This is a genomic window from Streptomyces chiangmaiensis (assembly GCF_036281785.1).
Lineage (GTDB): Bacteria > Actinomycetota > Actinomycetes > Streptomycetales > Streptomycetaceae > Streptomyces > Streptomyces chiangmaiensis.
Map to the genome: position 1 here is coordinate 93,429 of NZ_JAYWVC010000006.1, position 15,837 is coordinate 109,265.

Annotated in this window: 15 protein-coding genes; 6 read left to right on the top strand and 9 right to left on the bottom strand. The window is 70.0% G+C overall.

Annotated features, from left to right (window positions below; translation table 11 throughout):
* Nucleotides 1-57: 57 nt before the first annotated feature.
* Nucleotides 58-771, bottom strand: a complete 714-nt coding sequence (gene cpaB, locus VXC91_RS03885) for a Flp pilus assembly protein CpaB (RefSeq protein ID WP_329505086.1) — start codon at nucleotides 769-771, stop codon at nucleotides 58-60.
* A 75-nt stretch (nucleotides 772-846) separates the two neighbouring features.
* Nucleotides 847-1,707 carry a zinc ribbon domain-containing protein gene (locus VXC91_RS03890; protein WP_329505088.1) on the bottom strand — a complete coding sequence of 287 codons (861 nt, stop codon included), beginning with the start codon at nucleotides 1,705-1,707 and terminating at the stop codon, nucleotides 847-849.
* A gap of 365 nt (nucleotides 1,708-2,072) precedes the next feature.
* Here VXC91_RS03890 and VXC91_RS03895 point away from each other — a divergent pair, with 365 nt between their 5' ends.
* Nucleotides 2,073-3,755 (top strand): chitinase, encoded by a 1,683-nt coding sequence (locus tag VXC91_RS03895; RefSeq protein ID WP_329505089.1) that lies wholly within the window; start codon nucleotides 2,073-2,075, stop codon nucleotides 3,753-3,755.
* Between the two features lie 336 nt (nucleotides 3,756-4,091).
* Here VXC91_RS03895 and VXC91_RS03900 read toward each other — a convergent pair whose 3' ends face one another.
* The 4 genes from VXC91_RS03900 to VXC91_RS03915 all read right to left on the bottom strand — a co-directional run bounded on the left by VXC91_RS03900 (nucleotide 4,092) and on the right by VXC91_RS03915 (nucleotide 6,894).
* The gene (locus tag VXC91_RS03900; protein WP_329505091.1) at nucleotides 4,092-4,679 is read right to left on the bottom strand and encodes a hypothetical protein; all 588 of its coding nucleotides are present in this window, start codon (nucleotides 4,677-4,679) and stop codon (nucleotides 4,092-4,094) included.
* Nucleotides 4,680-4,747: 68 nt separating this feature from the next.
* Nucleotides 4,748-4,933 (bottom strand): hypothetical protein, encoded by a 186-nt coding sequence (locus VXC91_RS03905; protein ID WP_329505111.1) that lies wholly within the window; start codon nucleotides 4,931-4,933, stop codon nucleotides 4,748-4,750.
* Between the two features lie 126 nt (nucleotides 4,934-5,059).
* Nucleotides 5,060-5,815 carry an IclR family transcriptional regulator gene (locus VXC91_RS03910; RefSeq protein ID WP_329505092.1) on the bottom strand — a complete coding sequence of 252 codons (756 nt, stop codon included), beginning with the start codon at nucleotides 5,813-5,815 and terminating at the stop codon, nucleotides 5,060-5,062.
* Nucleotides 5,812-6,894: a sugar kinase gene (locus VXC91_RS03915; protein WP_408057327.1), complete on the bottom strand. Its 1,083-nt coding sequence runs from the start codon at nucleotides 6,892-6,894 to the stop codon at nucleotides 5,812-5,814. Before VXC91_RS03915 ends, VXC91_RS03910 begins: the two co-directional genes overlap by 4 nt.
* A 132-nt stretch (nucleotides 6,895-7,026) precedes the next feature.
* Between VXC91_RS03915 and VXC91_RS03920 the strand changes: the two genes are divergently transcribed.
* Complete coding sequence (locus VXC91_RS03920) at nucleotides 7,027-8,304, top strand: amino acid deaminase (protein ID WP_329505094.1); 1,278 nt, start codon at nucleotides 7,027-7,029, stop codon at nucleotides 8,302-8,304.
* 10 nt (nucleotides 8,305-8,314) lie between these two features.
* The gene (locus VXC91_RS03925; RefSeq protein ID WP_329505095.1) at nucleotides 8,315-9,925 is read left to right on the top strand and encodes an N-acyl-D-amino-acid deacylase family protein; all 1,611 of its coding nucleotides are present in this window, start codon (nucleotides 8,315-8,317) and stop codon (nucleotides 9,923-9,925) included.
* Nucleotides 9,926-9,943: 18 nt separating this feature from the next.
* Here the strand turns inward: VXC91_RS03925 and VXC91_RS03930 are convergent, their stop codons facing one another.
* Together VXC91_RS03930 and VXC91_RS03935 are read right to left on the bottom strand one after the other, a co-directional pair.
* Nucleotides 9,944-10,798, bottom strand: a complete 855-nt coding sequence (locus VXC91_RS03930) for a S1 family peptidase (protein ID WP_329505097.1) — start codon at nucleotides 10,796-10,798, stop codon at nucleotides 9,944-9,946.
* Between the two features lie 163 nt (nucleotides 10,799-10,961).
* Complete coding sequence (locus VXC91_RS03935) at nucleotides 10,962-11,681, bottom strand: hypothetical protein (RefSeq protein WP_329505099.1); 720 nt, start codon at nucleotides 11,679-11,681, stop codon at nucleotides 10,962-10,964.
* A 126-nt stretch (nucleotides 11,682-11,807) separates the two neighbouring features.
* Between VXC91_RS03935 and VXC91_RS03940 the strand changes: the two genes are divergently transcribed.
* Both VXC91_RS03940 and VXC91_RS03945 read left to right on the top strand, forming a co-directional pair.
* A complete protein-coding gene (locus VXC91_RS03940) occupies nucleotides 11,808-13,019 on the top strand; it encodes a pyridoxal phosphate-dependent aminotransferase (protein WP_329505110.1) in 1,212 nt (403 codons plus the stop codon).
* Nucleotides 13,020-13,122: 103 nt separating this feature from the next.
* Entirely contained in the window at nucleotides 13,123-13,545 is a 423-nt protein-coding gene (locus VXC91_RS03945; protein WP_329505100.1) for an SCO4983 family protein, read from the top strand.
* 85 nt (nucleotides 13,546-13,630) lie between these two features.
* Here VXC91_RS03945 and VXC91_RS03950 read toward each other — a convergent pair whose 3' ends face one another.
* Nucleotides 13,631-14,746, bottom strand: a complete 1,116-nt coding sequence (locus VXC91_RS03950; protein ID WP_329505102.1) for a tetratricopeptide repeat-containing glycosyltransferase — start codon at nucleotides 14,744-14,746, stop codon at nucleotides 13,631-13,633.
* A 526-nt stretch (nucleotides 14,747-15,272) separates the two neighbouring features.
* Here VXC91_RS03950 and VXC91_RS03955 point away from each other — a divergent pair.
* Nucleotides 15,273-15,836 (top strand): tetratricopeptide repeat protein, encoded by a 564-nt coding sequence (locus tag VXC91_RS03955; protein ID WP_329505103.1) that lies wholly within the window; start codon nucleotides 15,273-15,275, stop codon nucleotides 15,834-15,836.
* The last annotated feature ends 1 nt before the right edge of the window (nucleotide 15,837 follow it).

Here is a 15,837-nt window from a genome sequence, read left to right on the forward strand (position 1 = left end):
GGCGGCACCTCGTGGGGACAGGCCCGCTGGGGACCGGGACGGACCTCATGCGGCCTCCTACTTGTCCTGGTCGAGGGTGTAGGTGCGGTCGCCCGGGGCGACCGCGGTCGCGGAACCGCCCGCGACCAGGGCGAGCCGGACGTGTTCGGCGAACGACTCGGCGTACGCCACGCGCTGGGCGTCGGCCGTGTCGAGCGCGAAGGTGATGGGGACGGCCTCGGTGGCGTTGCGCCGCCGATCGTCGCTGGACTGGCCGGGGTCCAGCGCGGTGAGCCTGCCGACGTCGAGGACGCGGGCGTCGGTCACGATGACCTTGGACTCGTCCTTGCTCTTGTCGTTCGCGGCCTTGAAGGTGGCGTAGATGTTGACCCGGGACCCGGGGTCGATCTTGCCGGCGACACCGGTCGACGCGTCGATCATGATGGCGATCTCCTGCTGTCCCGGCTGGAGTTCGGGGCGGGCGACGATCATGTCGGTCTGGAGCAGCGATCCCTTCTCCAGCTGTGTCACGGCGATCTTTCCGCGGATCTGCGAGAGGTCGGTGACGGCGGTCGCGGACAGCCAGCGCCGGGGCATGGAGATCTTCTGGAACTGATCGGCCGTGAGTTCCTTGTACGGCGCGATGTCGGCCTTGAGCCGGTACGCCGTGGCCTCCGGTCCCACCTTCGAGTTCACGTCGCGGATCACCGACAGCACTCCGGCGAAGGCGCCGACTGCGGCGAGGGCCGAGAGGATCAGCAGGATGACGCCGCGGCGCTGGCGTGAGTTCATGACGCGGACAACCTCGATCGGAGCGGTGGGGGACGACGGGTCGAGCGGTCGTGCTGTGGAGTTGTACGTACGGGGTTACGTGGCGCCTCGGGGGAGTGCGCGGGCGAGGGTGGACGGCTGCTGCGCGGACGGCGGTGGCAGGGGCGCGCCGCAGAACCCGCAGCGGTCTCCGATGAGTTCGAGGCCGCACCAGTGGCAGATTTCGCGCCGTACGGACGAGACGAGCTGGTAGAGCACGGACACGTCGTGCAGCCCCGCCGCGAACTCGACGAGCCGGTTGGTCCCCCACCAGCGTGCGGACTGCTCCGGCAGGGGCACGGTCGCGACTCCCTGGACGCGCCAGGCGGGCGCCAGCTGCGCGGTGACCCAGTCCGACGGCGGCTGCCCGGCGGCGACGAGCATCCGGGTGCCGAACTCGGGGCCCGGCAACCCCTCCTGCCCGATCCGCACGAGCTGCGGCCGCGGATTGGCGAGTACGCCGAACTGGGCGCCCGGCATCCACGACGTGGCGTGGGACGTGAGCGGCACAGGGACGTGGTCGAGTTTCGCGACCGAGCCGAGGACGGCGCCGGCGTAGATGTAGTGGGCGAGCAGCCGTGCGGACGAGGCCAGCACTCCCGGACTGAAGTCACAGACGGACAGCTGCCGCAACTGCTGGGCGAGCAGGGCGAGTCCGAGCGGGGGCAGGGCGACACCGAGCACTGCGATGCGGTCGCTCTCCAGGACGGAGCGCACGGTGCGCAGCCGCTGGACCGCCGGGTCGGCGCCGGAGGCGGGATGGAGGGCGATCACATAGCCGTGCTGTTCGACGAGCGTGTGCATGGCGTTCAGGGACTGCTCGAGCGTGGGCCCGGGCTGGACGGTTGCGGGCGGCGTCTGCCGGTCGAGCGGCGGGAGCACCAGATCGGGACTGGTGACTGCTATCGCGGTCGGCACGGCTGCACACCACCCCGTTCACTGCGGCGGGTTGGTCCACCCCCGCCTCAGTTGGCCCCTGTGACATCCCATTGCATCGTCCTGCAACAGCACCATATCCACGGCATGCCCCGCTCAACACAGAATCCGGAAGATCATCTCACGGATGGTGCGAGCATGATCCACACAGAGTAGGCGCATATGCCTCAACTCGAGGCTATGACAGGGGTGTTGGTGCCTCCAGAGGTCTTGACAACCCAATTGGTCTGGACCAAATTCTTTCGTCAGGCGGTGACCACCGTTCCGCGATGCCCTCCCGTCCTGCCTATCCCCCCATCACCCCCCATATCCCCCCATCGGAGGCCCCAGTGGACCGCGCTACAGGCATGCTCCGCCCCGGACGGACCTTCGCCGCAGCCGCCGTCGCCGCGCTCGCCCTCTCCTTGCTGAGCGCCGGTAACGCGGCAGCCGCGGATGTGAACAACGCCAGGAACTCCGGCTTCGAGTCGGGCCTGGGCAACTGGACCTGTTCGGCCGGCAGCGGCACGACGGTGTCGTCGCCGGTGCACGGCGGCGCGGCCGCACTGAAGGCGACACCGGCCGGCCAGGACTACGCACAGTGCGCACAGACGGTGGCGGTGAAGCCCAACTCGACGTACACGCTCGACGCCTGGGTGCAGGGCGGGTACACCTTCCTGGGGGCGACGGGCACGGGCACGACGGACGTGTCGACCTGGACTCCCGACTCGGCGAGCTGGAAGCAGTTGTCGACGACGTTCACCACCGGTGCCTCGACGACGTCGGTGACGGTGTACCTGCACGGCTGGTACGGGCAGGCGGCGTACTACGCGGACGACGTGTCGGTGTTCGGCCCGGACGGTGGCGGAGGCGGTGATCCGTCCCCGACCGTGCCCGCGACCCCCTCGGGCCTCGCGGTGTCCGCCACCACGTCCTCCTCCGTCTCCCTGGCCTGGAACGCAGTCTCGGGCGCGACCGGCTACAACGTGTACCGAAGCGGCACCAAGGTCGCCGCCGTGACCGGGACGTCGGCGACCGTGACGGGCCTGTCGCCCTCGACGTCGTACTCCTTCCAGGTGACGGCGACGAACACGGCGGGCGAGTCGGCGAAGTCGGCGACGGTGACGGCGACCACCGCCGCGACCGGCGGAGGAGGAAACGGAGGACTCCCCAGGCACGCGGTGACGGGCTACTGGCAGAACTTCGACAACGGCGCGACGGTCCAGAGGATCTCGGACGTCCCGTCGCAGTACGACATCGTCGCGGTGGCGTTCGCGGACGCGACCGGCACACCGGGAGCGGTGACCTTCAACCTGGACTCGTCCGGTCTCGGCGGCTACACCGTGGACCAGTTCAAGGCGGACATCAGGGCGAAGCAGGCGGCCGGGAAGAAGGTCGTCGTCTCGGTGGGCGGCCAGAACGGCACGGTGTCGGTGAACGACTCCGCCTCGGCGGCGAACTTCGCCAACTCGCTCTACTCGCTGATGCAGACGTACGGCTTCGACGGCGTGGACATCGACCTGGAGAACGGCCTGAACGCGACGTACATGTCGCAGGCGCTGAGGCAGCTGTCGTCCAGGGCCGGCTCGTCGCTGATCATCACGATGGCCCCGCAGACGATAGACATGCAGTCGACGTCGAACGGGTACTTCCAGACGGCGCTGAACATCAAGGACATCCTGACCGTCGTCAACACCCAGTACTACAACAGCGGCTCGATGCTGGGCTGCGACGGCAGGGTCTACAGCCAGGGTTCGGTGGACTTCCTGACGGCCCTCGCCTGCATCCAGCTCGAGGGCGGCCTGTCCCCGTCCCAGGTCGGCCTGGGCGTCCCGGCCTCGCCCAGCGGGGCGGGCAGCGGCTATGTGTCGCCGACGGTGGTGAACAACGCGCTGGACTGCCTGGCCAAGGGCACCGGTTGCGGCTCCTTCAAGCCGTCGAAGACATACCCGGACCTGCGCGGCGCGATGACGTGGTCGACCAACTGGGACGCGGCGTCGGGCAACGCGTGGTCGAACGCGGTGGGCCCGCACGTACACGCACTGCCGTGACGGCAGGCTGGGGTCATCTCACGGGGACGGGCGGTCACGGACCGGCCGTCCCCGTCCGCGCGGCCCCTCCCGGGTGAAGGCGCTCGTCGGCGCCCGCGAGCGGCGCGCCGCCGACGCCGGCCCCGTCGACCCCCGGACGGCGGCGGTCGAGCCGGCAGCACGCGGGGCGCACCCGGCGGCTCCGTCTCCAGGGCCGTCGCCACGAGCACGAGGTGGCGCACACTGCGCTGATCCGGAGACGGGAAAACGGGCCCCGGCCGCGAGGCGTGCGGCCGGGGCCCTGGGCGTGTCGGGGTGCGTCCTGCACCGCGAGACCGCGGCTGCGGGCGGCCCGTGTCAGTCGTCGGCCTTCTCGAGGGTGGCGGGTTCCTCCGCGCCGTCCTCGAAGTAGGCGTCCAGGACCGCGTCGAGCCGGTTCTCCCACTCCTGGAAGCGCGAGCGGGAGTCGGCCTCGATCTCGATGGGGTACCACCGGCGTTCGGGCGTGTGCACGGTGACCGTGAACCGCTTCCCGAAGCGGGCGGTCTCCGTCTCCACGGCGCCGATCTCGTCCCAGCGGAACTCGCACGCCTGGTCGTCCAGGCGGAGCCGGACACCGCTGTGGTCCGCGACGATCCGGGCACGGCGGTCGGACGCCTCGAAGACCGGGCCGTCGGAGGCGGAGCCCTCCTCGGGCTCCGCCTCCGGCGCGTCGTACGCGTCCGGCTCGTCGTCGGCGTCCGGCTCATCCTCCGCGTCCGCCACCGCGGCGGGGACCGCTTCGGAGTCCCGGTCCTCGACCGGGGCCGTCTCCTCGGGCACGGTGACGTCCGGCTTGTCCTCCGACTCGGCGGTGGACGCTGGGGAGGTGAGCCCGGGGATGAAGGCCGGGTCGATTCCGGCGCCGTCCAGGGGCTGGCTGCTCGAACCAATGCGCTGCTCCACAGCGGGCAGTATGGTCCAAGACGCTGTGTCCGACACAGCCGGCCCCTGCATCGTTATACGAAACCGCGCTATACGAAGACGCTCACCACGGCGGCCACCGCGAAGCCTGCCACCGAAAGAACCGACTCCAGTACCGTCCAGGTCTTCAGCGTGTCGCGCTCACTGATGCCGAAGGTGGTGATCAGGACGAGCAGCAGCGCGATGCCCGACGGTGAGCAGGCCGGCAGCGCCGTGGATGAAGGCTGGCAGGCCACCGGTGTGGGGTGGGGGCGCCGTGCCGTGACGGACGCGGGGGTGGGTGTTCGGGCGCCGCGTCAGCCGAGGACGGCCAGCGCGTCGATCTCGATGAGGAGTCCGGCCGGAAGACCCACGTAGCCTGCTCACTGATTAGGAACGGTGTTGCCGGAGTACTCCCGGCTGATGGCGTCCGCGGTACGGCGCACCAGCGGGAGCAGGCCGAGGAGTTCCTCGGCGGTGACGACGACGTTGGGCGCCGAGACCGACATCGCCGCCACGGCCCGGCCGTCGGCGCCGCGGACGGGGGCGGCGACGCAGTTGATCGACTCCTCGTGACCGCCGAGGTCGGTGGCCCAGCCCTGCTCGCGCACGATCGCCAGCTCCTTCAGGAAGGCGGCGGCGTTCGGCGTCGAACGGGCCGTGTACAGCGGATAGTCGAGCTTGTCCACGACGGCGCGGCGCTCGGGCTCGGGCAGATCGGCGAGGAGGAGCTTGGCGACGGCCGCGACGGTGATGGCCACCGGCTTCCCGATCCGGGAGTACATCCGCACCGGGTAGCGGCTCTCCACCTTGTCGATGTAGAGGACTTCGTTCTCCTCGTGGACCGCGAGGTGGACGGTGTGCCCGCACTCCTCGTTCAGGCGCACGAGGTGGGGGTGGGCGATCTCGCGGATGTCGAGGTTCTCCACGGCCTGCTGGGCCAGGGCGAAGAGCCGGGCACCGAGGCGGTAGCGCTGGTCGGACTGGCGGTAGACCAGGCCGTGTTCGTGCAGGGTGCGCAGCAGACGCAGGGCGGTGGACTTGTGCACGCCGAGCCGTTCGGCGACCTGTCCGAGATCGGCGGGCCCCTCGGCGAGCAGCGGCAGGATGCTCAGCGCCCGGTCGACGGTCTGGCTCATGGCGTACGTACCTCCTCCACGGCCCGTGTGTCGGCTTCGGTCCAACCGGGGCCGAGTCGAAGTGTCCCCCACCCGGCGTCGTCCAGTGCGGCCAGGCGGTCGGCGTGGTCGCGCGCGGGAGGGGCGGCGAGGTCGCCGGGGACGGTGAGGGCGGCGGCGGCCATGAGGTGGCCGTGGCGGAGGCGGTCGCGGACGGGGAGCCCGCGCAGCGTGGCGGAGAGGAAACCGGCGGCGAAGGCGTCCCCGGCACCGACGGCGGCCATGACGTCGACGTGCAGAGCAGGTACGAAAGTGGCGGTGCCCGTGGCGTCCTCGCACATGCCGTCGGTGTCTTTGTCGAGCGCCGTCGCCCCGCCCCTGCCCTGCTTGACGACCACGATCTCCGGCTCCGGCAGCGCCTCCCGGATCGCGCGGGCGCCGTGCAGCCCCCATGCCTCACGGGCCTCGTCGTCCCCGACGAACACGATGTCGGCACCGCGCGCGAGCTCCAGCAGCACCCGCGGCCCGTCGGCGCTCCGCCACAGTCCGGGGCGGTGGTTGACGTCGAAGGAGACGAGGGGACGACCGGGCCGGGGTGCCGTCAGCTCCCGCACGAGGTCGAGGCAGCCGCCCGACAGCGCCGCCGTGATCCCGGACAGGTGCAACACACGGCCGGCCCACACCGCCTCCAGGTCCGTGTTCCCCACCGCCATCGCCGAGGCGGCCGACCCCACGCGGTAGTACGCCACCTCGTGGGCGTCGGTGGCCCGGTCCCCCGCCGTGCGGAAGTAGATCCCGGTCGGACGCCCAGGGTCACGCCGGACGAACCCGACGTCGACCCCGTACGCCCCGATCGACTCGACCAGATGGTCGCCGAAGCCGTCCGCCCCGAGCCTGCCGACCCAGCGCGCGGAGTGGCCGGCGGCCGCCAGCATGCACGCCACGTTGGACTCCGCGCCCCCGATGGCGCGCTCGAAGGAGGGAACGTCGGCGAGGCGCCCCGGACGGGAGGGCAGGAACGTGACCATGGACTCGCCGAGCGCGACGACGTCCACGACGTCCGGGGCGATGGGCGGGCCGATGGCGGTCACGACGGTGATGACTCCTCGTCTTGAACGGGGAGGCTTACGGCGGCTCCGTTGACCTCGCGTTGGCCGGGATGTTAGACAGCATCAAGCGAGATACGCAACGGGTGTTGCACCCGATGCAACGAACCTCGTCAGGGAGGCCCCATGGACGCCGCTACCTCCGCAGAACGCCTCGCCGCCCTCATGGCGGAACGCGTCGACCACCGCTTCAAGGGCCTTCCGCCGGACGCGGAGGGCCTGACACTCGCCCAACTGGCGGGCGAGCGCCGCAACCTCTTCACGGGTGGCTTCACCACCCCGCTCCTCACCCTCTCCGCCGAACGTCTCCGGCACAACCTCCGGCTGATGCAGACGTACACGACCCGTCACGGACTCGCGTTCGCGCCGCACGGCAAGACGTCCATGGCACCCCAGCTCTTCCACCGCCAGATCGAGAACGGCGCCTGGGGCATCACCCTCGCGGTCCCTCACCAGGTGTGGGTCGCACGGCACTTCGGCATCCGGCGCATCTTCCTCGCGAACGAACTGGTCGATGCCGCGGCCCTGCGCCGGCTCGCGGCCGAGCTCGCCGCGGACGACGACGTCCGCTTCATCTGCTACGTCGACTCGGTGCGCGGCGTCGAGCTGATGGACGCGGCGCTGACGGGCACCCGGCGCCCCGTGGACGTCGTGGTGGAGCTGGCGGCCGGCGAGGGCGCGCGCACCGGCGTGCGTACGGAGGAGGAGTGCGCGGCGGTCGCGGACGCGGTGGCGGCCACGCGGACGCTGCGGCTGGTGGGCGTCGCCGGGTACGAGGGCGAGGTGCCGCAGGCGGACCCGGACCGCGTGCACGCCTGGCTGCGCCGGCTGACCGCACTCGCGGCGGACTTCGACAAGGCGGGCCGCTTCGCGGGGCTCGACGAGATCGTGGTGAGCGCGGGCGGCAGCGCCTGGTTCGACGCGGTGGCGGACGTCTTCGCGGAGATCCCGGAACTGTCGGCTCCGGTACTGAAGTTGCTGCGCTCGGGTGCCTATGTCTCACACGACGACGGCCACTACCGCAAGCTGACTCCGTTCGGGCGCGTTTCCGAGGAGGGCGCGCTGGAGCCGGCGTTCCGCCTGTGGGCCCAGGTGGTGTCGCGGCCCTCTCCGGAGCAGGCCTTCGCCAATGCGGGCAAGCGGGACGCGGCATACGACCTGGACCTGCCCTTCGCCCAGGTGGTGCGCCGGGACGGCGAGGAGCGGCCGGCCACCGGCGTCTCGGTGACCGCCCTCTCCGACCAGCACGCCTGGCTCCGTACGGCCCCCGAGGCGGACGTCGAGGTCGGCGACTGGCTCGGCATGGGCCTGTCCCACCCGTGCACGTCCTTCGACAAGTGGCAGCTGATCCCGGTGGCCGAGGCGGACGGCACGGTCGTCGACTACATCCGCACGTTCTTCTAGGAGGTCCGGCGTGGAAGAGCTCGTCATCCGGGACGCGGACGTCGTGGACGGCAGCGGGGAGCCCTCCTACCGCGCCGACGTGGTCGTCCACGGCGGCAGGATCGTCTCCGTCGTCAAGGAGGCCGCAGCGGCCGGCTGCCAGCGCCCCGAGGCCCGCCGAGAGCTGGACGCCGAGGGCCTGGTCCTCTGCCCCGGCTTCATCGACATGCACGCCCACAGCGATCTCGCCCTGCTGCGCGACCCGGACCACAGCGCCAAGGCAGCGCAGGGCGTCACGCTCGAGGTCATCGGGCAGGACGGGCTGTCCTACGCCCCGGTCGACGACCGCACGCTCGCCGAGGTGCGCCGCGCGATCACCGGCTGGAACGGGTACGGCGACGACATCGACTTCACCTGGCGGTCCGTGGGCGAGTACCTGGACCGGCTGGACCAGGGCATCGCCGTCAACGCCGCCTATCTGATCCCGCAGGGCACGGTGCGGATGCTGGCCGTCGGCTGGGAGGACCGGGAGGCGACACCCCCGGAGCTGGACCGGATGCGGCAGCTGGTCACGGAGGGGATGGAGCAGGGCGCGGTCGGTATGTCGTCCGGGCTCACCTATACCCCCGGCATGTACGCCAAGGACGCCGAACTCACCGAACTGTGCCGGGTGGTGGCCTCGTACGGCGGCTACTACTGCCCGCACCACCGCAGTTACGGGGCGGGGGCCCTGGAGGCGTACGAGGAGATGGTGACCCTGGCCCGTGAGGCCGGCTGCCCGCTGCACCTCGCGCACGCCACCATGAACTTCGGTGTGAACAAGGACCGCGCCCCCGAGCTGCTGGCCCTGCTCGACGCGGCGCTGGCGGCGGGCGCGGACATCACGCTGGACACCTACCCCTACACACCGGGCTCGACAACGCTGGCGGCGATGCTGCCGAGCTGGGCGAGCGAGGGTGGTCCCGAGGAGATCCTCCGCCGGCTCGCCGACGGTGCGGTGGCCGAGCGGATCCGGCACGGCATGGAGGTCGTCGGCTCCGACGGCTGCCACGGCGTGCCCATCGAGTGGGACACGATCGAGATCTCGGGGGCGAGCGACCCGGGGCTCGCGTCGTACGTCGGCAGGACCGTTCAGGAGTCGGCGGACCTGCGCCGGGAGGCCCCGTGGACGACGGCCCGCCGCCTGCTGGTCGAGGACCGGCTGGGCTCCACGATCCTGCAGCACGTGGGCCACGAGGAGAACGTGCGGGCGATCATGCGGCACCCGGTCCACACCGGCGGCTCCGACGGCATCCTGCAGGGCACGAAACCGCACCCGCGCGCGTACGGCACCTTCCCGCACTATCTCGGCCGGTACGTGAGGGAGTTGGGGGTGCTGTCGCTGGAGGAGTGCGTCGCGCACCTCACCTCGCGCCCCGCGGCCCGGCTGCGGCTGCCGGACCGCGGTCTGGTCCGCGAGGGTTACCGTGCCGACCTGGTTCTCTTCGACCCGGCCACGGTCGCCGCGGGCGCCACGTTCGAGCGGCCGCGCACGTTTCCCACAGGCATCCCGTACGTCCTGGTCGACGGCCGTTTCGTGATCGAGGACGGACGCAGGACGGATGTGCTCGCCGGGCGAGCGGTCCGCCGGACTGCCGTATGACCGCTCGCCCGGCGCGTCCTACGGTCTGGGCAGGGTGCACCCGCTCGCGCTCAGATCGAGCTTGTTGCCGGTCCCGAAGCACGCCGGGATCTGGTACGTCTCCTCGGCGTAGTTGATGCCCTGACGAACGGTCACATCGCCGTTCGGGTCGACCTCGCAGGGGTTGTTCACGGTGCAGGTCTCGCCGTCCTCGTTGCCCGTGTTGTTGACGGCGACGACCTTTCCGGTGGCGTTGTCGATCACGGGGGACCCCGATGTGCCGCCGATGGTGTTGCAGGCGGAGGTGTAGCGGACCGAGTCCTTCCAGGTCCAGTCGCCCTCCTTCAGCCGGTACACGAACCCGTCGATGGCGCAGCTGTAGATCCGCTTCCAGTAGCCGGAGACGACCTTGATGGCGGTGCCGGCGACCGGATGCGCGTCGGCGAGGGTGAGCGCGCTGATCCCGTACGAGCTCCGGATCTGCGCATACGTGCGGGTGAGCTGGTAGATCGTGACGTCCGTGTCGGTCATGGTCGAGTAGGCGACCTTGCTCGCGCGGAGCGTCGCGACCCGGGTGCCGGCCGAGTCGAGCAGGCCGAAGGAGCGGCGGGAGGACTGGTCGACGATCACCTCACCGGGCTCCGGGAAGCCCGTCTCCAGGCAGTGGCCGTTGGTGAGCACGAGCGCCGGGTCGCCGTCCGCGGAGCGCGGGAAGCGGACGACGGAGCCGGAGCAGTTGCTGAGCGAGACGGTGCCGGCGAAGTCGACGGCCCGGATCGTGGCCGTCCCGGAGGCCGTGGCCGTCGTCCCGGGCCGGGGTTCCGCGACCGCCGGTGCCGCACCGGCTCCGGCGATCACCAGAGCGAAGAACGCGGCAACGAGAGGCTTTCTCATGTGGGGGTCCCCTCTTGAGGAGATTGCGGTGACGGGGCCGGCCGGAGGTCCTCCGACCGACCCCATTTGTCATGCGCATCTTCAATGGAGGGGCATGCCCGGACAAGGAGCGGTTTTCGGCCGGGCCGAAGCCGTCCGGCCTCTGGAACTCGTCGCGGCTCGCCTACCTGGGGTGTTTGGTGGCCCCGCGCCCATGGCCGGGCCCGCTGCCGGAGTCGCCCGGCGCGGTCACGGTGGCAGAGGGCGACACGGACGGAGCCTGTGTGCTCGAGGCAGGGGAGGACGGCGTCCCGGCCCGGCTCTCCGTGGGGGCGGTGCTCGCCCGGGCGCTACGTGCGGGAGACGCCTTCGGGCCGGTGGCCGAGCCGTCGGAGCCGGACGGCTCGGCGCCGGAGGCGGGACCGTCCGTGGTCGACGCGGAGGGCGCGTCCTTCGGCCGCGCCGGCTGCCCGGTGTCCCCCGGCGCCCCGGACGAGCCGGATCCGAAGCTCCCGGCGAGCGCCGCAGCGACACCTACGGCGCCGAGCGCACCGATGGCGCCGAGCGCGACGGCCGCACGGCGAGGCAGCCGGGGGCGGCGCGCCGCGGGCCGCCCCCGGCGCCGCGAACCGGTCCCCGAACGCGGCACCACGGGGTCGGGGGCGTCGGGGATCGTGGGCAGTTCACGTGTCTCGTCGTAGGCGTTCTGCCAGCCGTGGGCGGCCGCGGGGTCGGCGTACGCCTCGTACTCCGGTGTCGTGTCAACGTACGGGTGGTACACGTTCGGGGGACCCTGGGCCTCGCCGTTCCCCTGCTGCACTCCAATGGCGGAATCGGCGCTCGTCGCGTTGTCCGCGGCATTCGCGCCGTACGCCCCGTCGCCGGGCTTCTGCTGCCATGCCATGGGTGCGAATTCTAGGGGCGCGAGGGGCGCACGATGCAGTTACCGCCGATAACAGATCAAATCCCCGCGTCCCACGTGGCGGACAACACGCGGCGCGTGGCGTTCTTCGGCCGTAAGCTCACGGACATGCAGGTGATCCAGTCCACGAAGCTCGCCAACGTCTGCTACGAGATCCGGGGCCCGGTTCTCGAGGAGGCGATGCGGCTCGAGGCGGCGGGGCACCGCATCCTCAAGCTGAACACCGGCAACCCGGCCGCCTTCGGCTTCGAGTGCCCGCCCGAGATCCTCGAGGACATCCTCCGCAATGTGTCGACGGCGCACGGCTACGGCGACGCCAAGGGACTGCTCGCGGCCCGCCGGGCGGTCGTGATGCACAACCAGACCCTCGGCATCGAGACGGACGTCGAGCACGTCTTCATCGGCAACGGCGTCTCCGAACTGATCGTGATGGCGATGCAGGGCCTGCTGGACGACGGCGACGAGGTGCTCGTGCCCGCACCCGACTACCCGCTGTGGACGGCGGCGGTGTCCCTGTCGGGCGGCACGGCCGTGCACTACCGCTGCGACGAGCAGTCCGACTGGATGCCCGACCTGGCGGACGTGGAGCGCAAGATCACGGACCGCACCAAGGCGATCGCCATCATCAACCCCAACAACCCCACGGGCGCCGTCTACGACGAGGCGACGCTCCGCGGACTGACGGACATCGCACGCCGGCACAACCTCCTCGTCTGCTCCGACGAGATCTACGACAAGATCCTTTACGACGGCGCGCGGCACGTCCCGACGGCGGCGGTGGCCCCGGACCTGCTGACCCTCACCTTCAACGGCATGTCGAAGGCGTACCGGGTGGCGGGGTACCGGGTGGGCTGGATGTCGATCTCGGGTCCCCGGGCGCACGCGGCGTCGTACATCGAGGGACTGACGATCCTCGCGAACATGCGGCTGTGCGCCAACATGCCGGGCCAGCACGGCGTGGTGGCGGCGCTCAGCGGCCGCCAGACGATCGACGATCTGGTACTCCCGGGCGGGCGGCTGAAGGAGCAGCGGGACGCGGCCTTCGACCTGCTGACGCAGATCCCCGGTGTGACGTGTGTGAAGCCGAAGGGCGCGCTGTATCTCTTCCCCCGCCTCGACCCCAAGGTCTTCAAGATCAAGGACGACCGGCAGATGGTCCTGGACCTGCTGCGCCGCGAGAAGATCATGGTCGTCCAGGGAACGGGCTTCAACTGGCCCGAGCCCGACCACTTCCGTGTGGTGACGCTGCCGGCCCTGGGAGATCTGACGTCGGCGATCACCCGGATCGGCGACTTCCTGGACGGATACAGCCAGCCCTGATGCCGACCTTGCGTGATCGTCGGGCGGTTTTTGCGATCCCGCTCAACTTTAGACGAAATCTAAGCTAGGATGGCTTCCTGTCGAAGCACAGGAAGGCCGTCCCATGTACGAACCGATCCGCACCAAGTCGGTCCACACGATGGCCGACACCACCCCCGACTTCCCGCACCGTTCGCGCGAGGAGGAGCTGGACATCCAGCTCGCGGGACATCTGGCGGCCCTGCTCACCGTGACGGACGAGCTGCGCACGCTGGAACCCTCCGCGGACCTGGACACGGCCGCCGAGCGGCTCACCGAACAGGTGGCACGGCTGCGCGGGGGGTCGCCGGTCCGTGCGGCGCGGAGTGCACACGGGGGCGAGCGACACGTCGCGGCACTCCACCGGCGCGCCCACATGCTGGCGGGCCGTGCCCTGGTGGTGGCGGCGTCCCGCGCGGACACGGCCGCGGCGATCCTGTCGGCGGAACGCATGGACGCGCACACCGCCGCGCCGGGCGGGCCGCGGGAACCGATCGCCGCCGGCTGACCCCGCCGCACCGCTCGGCACGGCTCCCTCGTTCGGCCCCGGTCCGCGCGCACCCGCAGTGACGCGCGGACCGGGCGCCACAGCACTACGGCGTGAGCACCTTCGAGCGCAGCTTGCTCCGAGCGAACTCAAGGTTCTCCGCCACACGCTCGCGCTGCTCAGCAGGCAACTTCCCGCCCTGGAGCAGGCGTTCGCAGCATCTCTTCGACTTCTCGTACTCTCCGACCCAGTAGGCGGAGATCGCGAGTTCGTCGAGCGCGCGCCAGTCGTACCAGGCGAACTCGACGAACAGGATGTCGTCGGGACGCGGGATCACCACCGCACGCTGCGCAGACTTGTACGCAACCTCCCATCGCGGCCCATTGATGCGGGCCAGGCGCGCGAGATCGCCGAGGGCTTCGGCGCGTGTGGGACGGCTCTCGTGCGCGCGAAGATAGCGGTTCATCACCTCGCCCAGCGGCCGCTGGAGCTGCTCGGCGAGCCGTGCGGCATAGAGGTGGGAACAGAAGACCTCCTCGCCCCAGCCGCCCATGGCGGCCCGACGGTCATAGGTTTCGAGGGCCTTCTCCGGCTCATCGGCGTCGCGCCAGCTCTGGGCAAGGTAGAAAACGTAACGTGCGTTGCCGGGCTCTTGGGCCAGACCTTGCTGAAGGGTCTCCGCATCGCGCAGGTACTTTTCCCGCAGTCCCTCACCCCTGAGGCGGCCCCCGCCGCCCACGATGAGCATATTGAAACCTTCGAGGGTCCCTTGGATGAACTGCCGCGAGCCGCAGTCAAGGTACTCGTGCAGGACACCCACGTAGCGCCAGGGCAGCCGTGTCGAAACCAGTGTGGTGCGCCAGTGGGTGAGGGAGCCATGGTGAATTGCGATCCGGTAGGCGTCGAGGGTCAACTCCGGTACGCGAAAGCCGGGTTGCACCTCCATGATGTCGTCGGCGTCGATAAAGAGCAGGTAATCCGCACTGGTGCGGGCGAGTTCGATCGCTTCACTGCGACTCCTGTCAAACCCTTTCCAGGGCCGTTCGTACAGTTCACCGGGCAGATCGCGGTAGACGTCGCGAATGACGTCCTGAGTACCGTCGGTCGAGCCCGTGTCCACGATGACCCAGATATCGATCAAGGGCCTTACGGATTCAAGACAGCGTCGGATCACCGGGGCTTCGTCCTTGACGATCATGTTCAGGCAGATCGTTGGCTTCACGGGTCCCATCCAACTCAACGGTGACAAATGACCGATACGTGACGGTATCCAGCAACTCAAAGCGACGCAAAGAGGCGGGACGGAAGCAGCCCTTTCCATCGATCTGAGCGACCGTACTCGAGGCACTTGTCAGCCCCGGCCCCTCAGCGGATGCATGCGATCTGACGTCCCGACCACAGAAAGTTCCCCGATCTTGGGTCTGCCCGGCTCCGACTCCACCGCGCGCCGAGCAAGCGCAGGTACCGACCGAGCGTTTCGGCGAAGACATGCTTGGTGCGTACATTCGGGTGGTCTGCGTGCCCCAAGTGCCTGCCGAATGGCGGCGTCTTCAGCACGGCCTCGTAACGTCGGCGGAAATGACGGTGGTTCGGACTCCGGTATCGCTGGCACCGCCACGGTCTGTTCGGTGTCGGCGATCCGAGATCAGCCACACCCATCCGTCCCTCACTATTCCACGAAAAGTGACAAAGTGAAACGTACGAGATTGTGGACAGGGCTCACGGGAGCTGCGGCGGTTGTCACCGGCGTGACCATCTGGACGATTCAGTCCGACTCGGCCGCACCCCCGGAATCCAAGGCCATGTCGGTGACCCAGAAGACCCGGGAAACGGGCGTGCTCCTGCAGACCGCCCTTAAGCAGCAGCAAGGAAGGGATTCCCAAGGCGCCGCCCGAACCTACAGGCGCGTACTGGACCTGGACCCCGACAACAAGTTCGCGTGGTACGGCCTGGGCATCATCGCGCAGACGAGCGGCAACACATTCGAGGCCCGTGCCGCCTACGACAAGGCTCTGAAGATCGATCCGTCATTCATGTCGGCTCTCTTCAGCGAGGCGATGATGCTGAAGTCGAGCGATCCCGACCGGGCCGTGGGACTCCTGAAGCGTGCCGTAGCCGCCCAACCGAAGGCGGCCACGATCCATATGCAAATCGGGCAGATCCTGGCGGCGAAGGGCCGTGACAGCGAGGCCAAGGATGCGTTCCGTAGCGCCGTCGCGGCCGATCCCTCGCTCCGTCCTCAGGTGCCGGAACCGTACCGGGATTCCGTGAGCCACTCGCCGACATCGAGCCCCCCAGGGAGCATCGGATGAC

Excerpts from the sequence above, each read along its gene's own strand:
- cpaB (WP_329505086.1), bottom strand. The coding sequence starts at position 771 with ATGAACTCACGCCAGCGCCGCGGCGTCATCCTGCTGATCCTCTCGGCC.
- VXC91_RS03895 (WP_329505089.1), top strand. The coding sequence starts at position 2,073 with ATGCTCCGCCCCGGACGGACCTTCGCCGCAGCCGCCGTCGCCGCGCTC.
- VXC91_RS03910 (WP_329505092.1), bottom strand. The coding sequence starts at position 5,815 with ATGAGCCAGACCGTCGACCGGGCGCTGAGCATCCTGCCGCTGCTCGCC.
- VXC91_RS03920 (WP_329505094.1), top strand. The coding sequence starts at position 7,027 with ATGGACGCCGCTACCTCCGCAGAACGCCTCGCCGCCCTCATGGCGGAA.
- VXC91_RS03930 (WP_329505097.1), bottom strand. The coding sequence starts at position 10,798 with ATGAGAAAGCCTCTCGTTGCCGCGTTCTTCGCTCTGGTGATCGCCGGA.
- VXC91_RS03935 (WP_329505099.1), bottom strand. The coding sequence starts at position 11,681 with ATGGCATGGCAGCAGAAGCCCGGCGACGGGGCGTACGGCGCGAATGCC.
- VXC91_RS03940 (WP_329505110.1), top strand. The coding sequence starts at position 11,808 with ATGCAGGTGATCCAGTCCACGAAGCTCGCCAACGTCTGCTACGAGATC.
- VXC91_RS03945 (WP_329505100.1), top strand. The coding sequence starts at position 13,123 with ATGTACGAACCGATCCGCACCAAGTCGGTCCACACGATGGCCGACACC.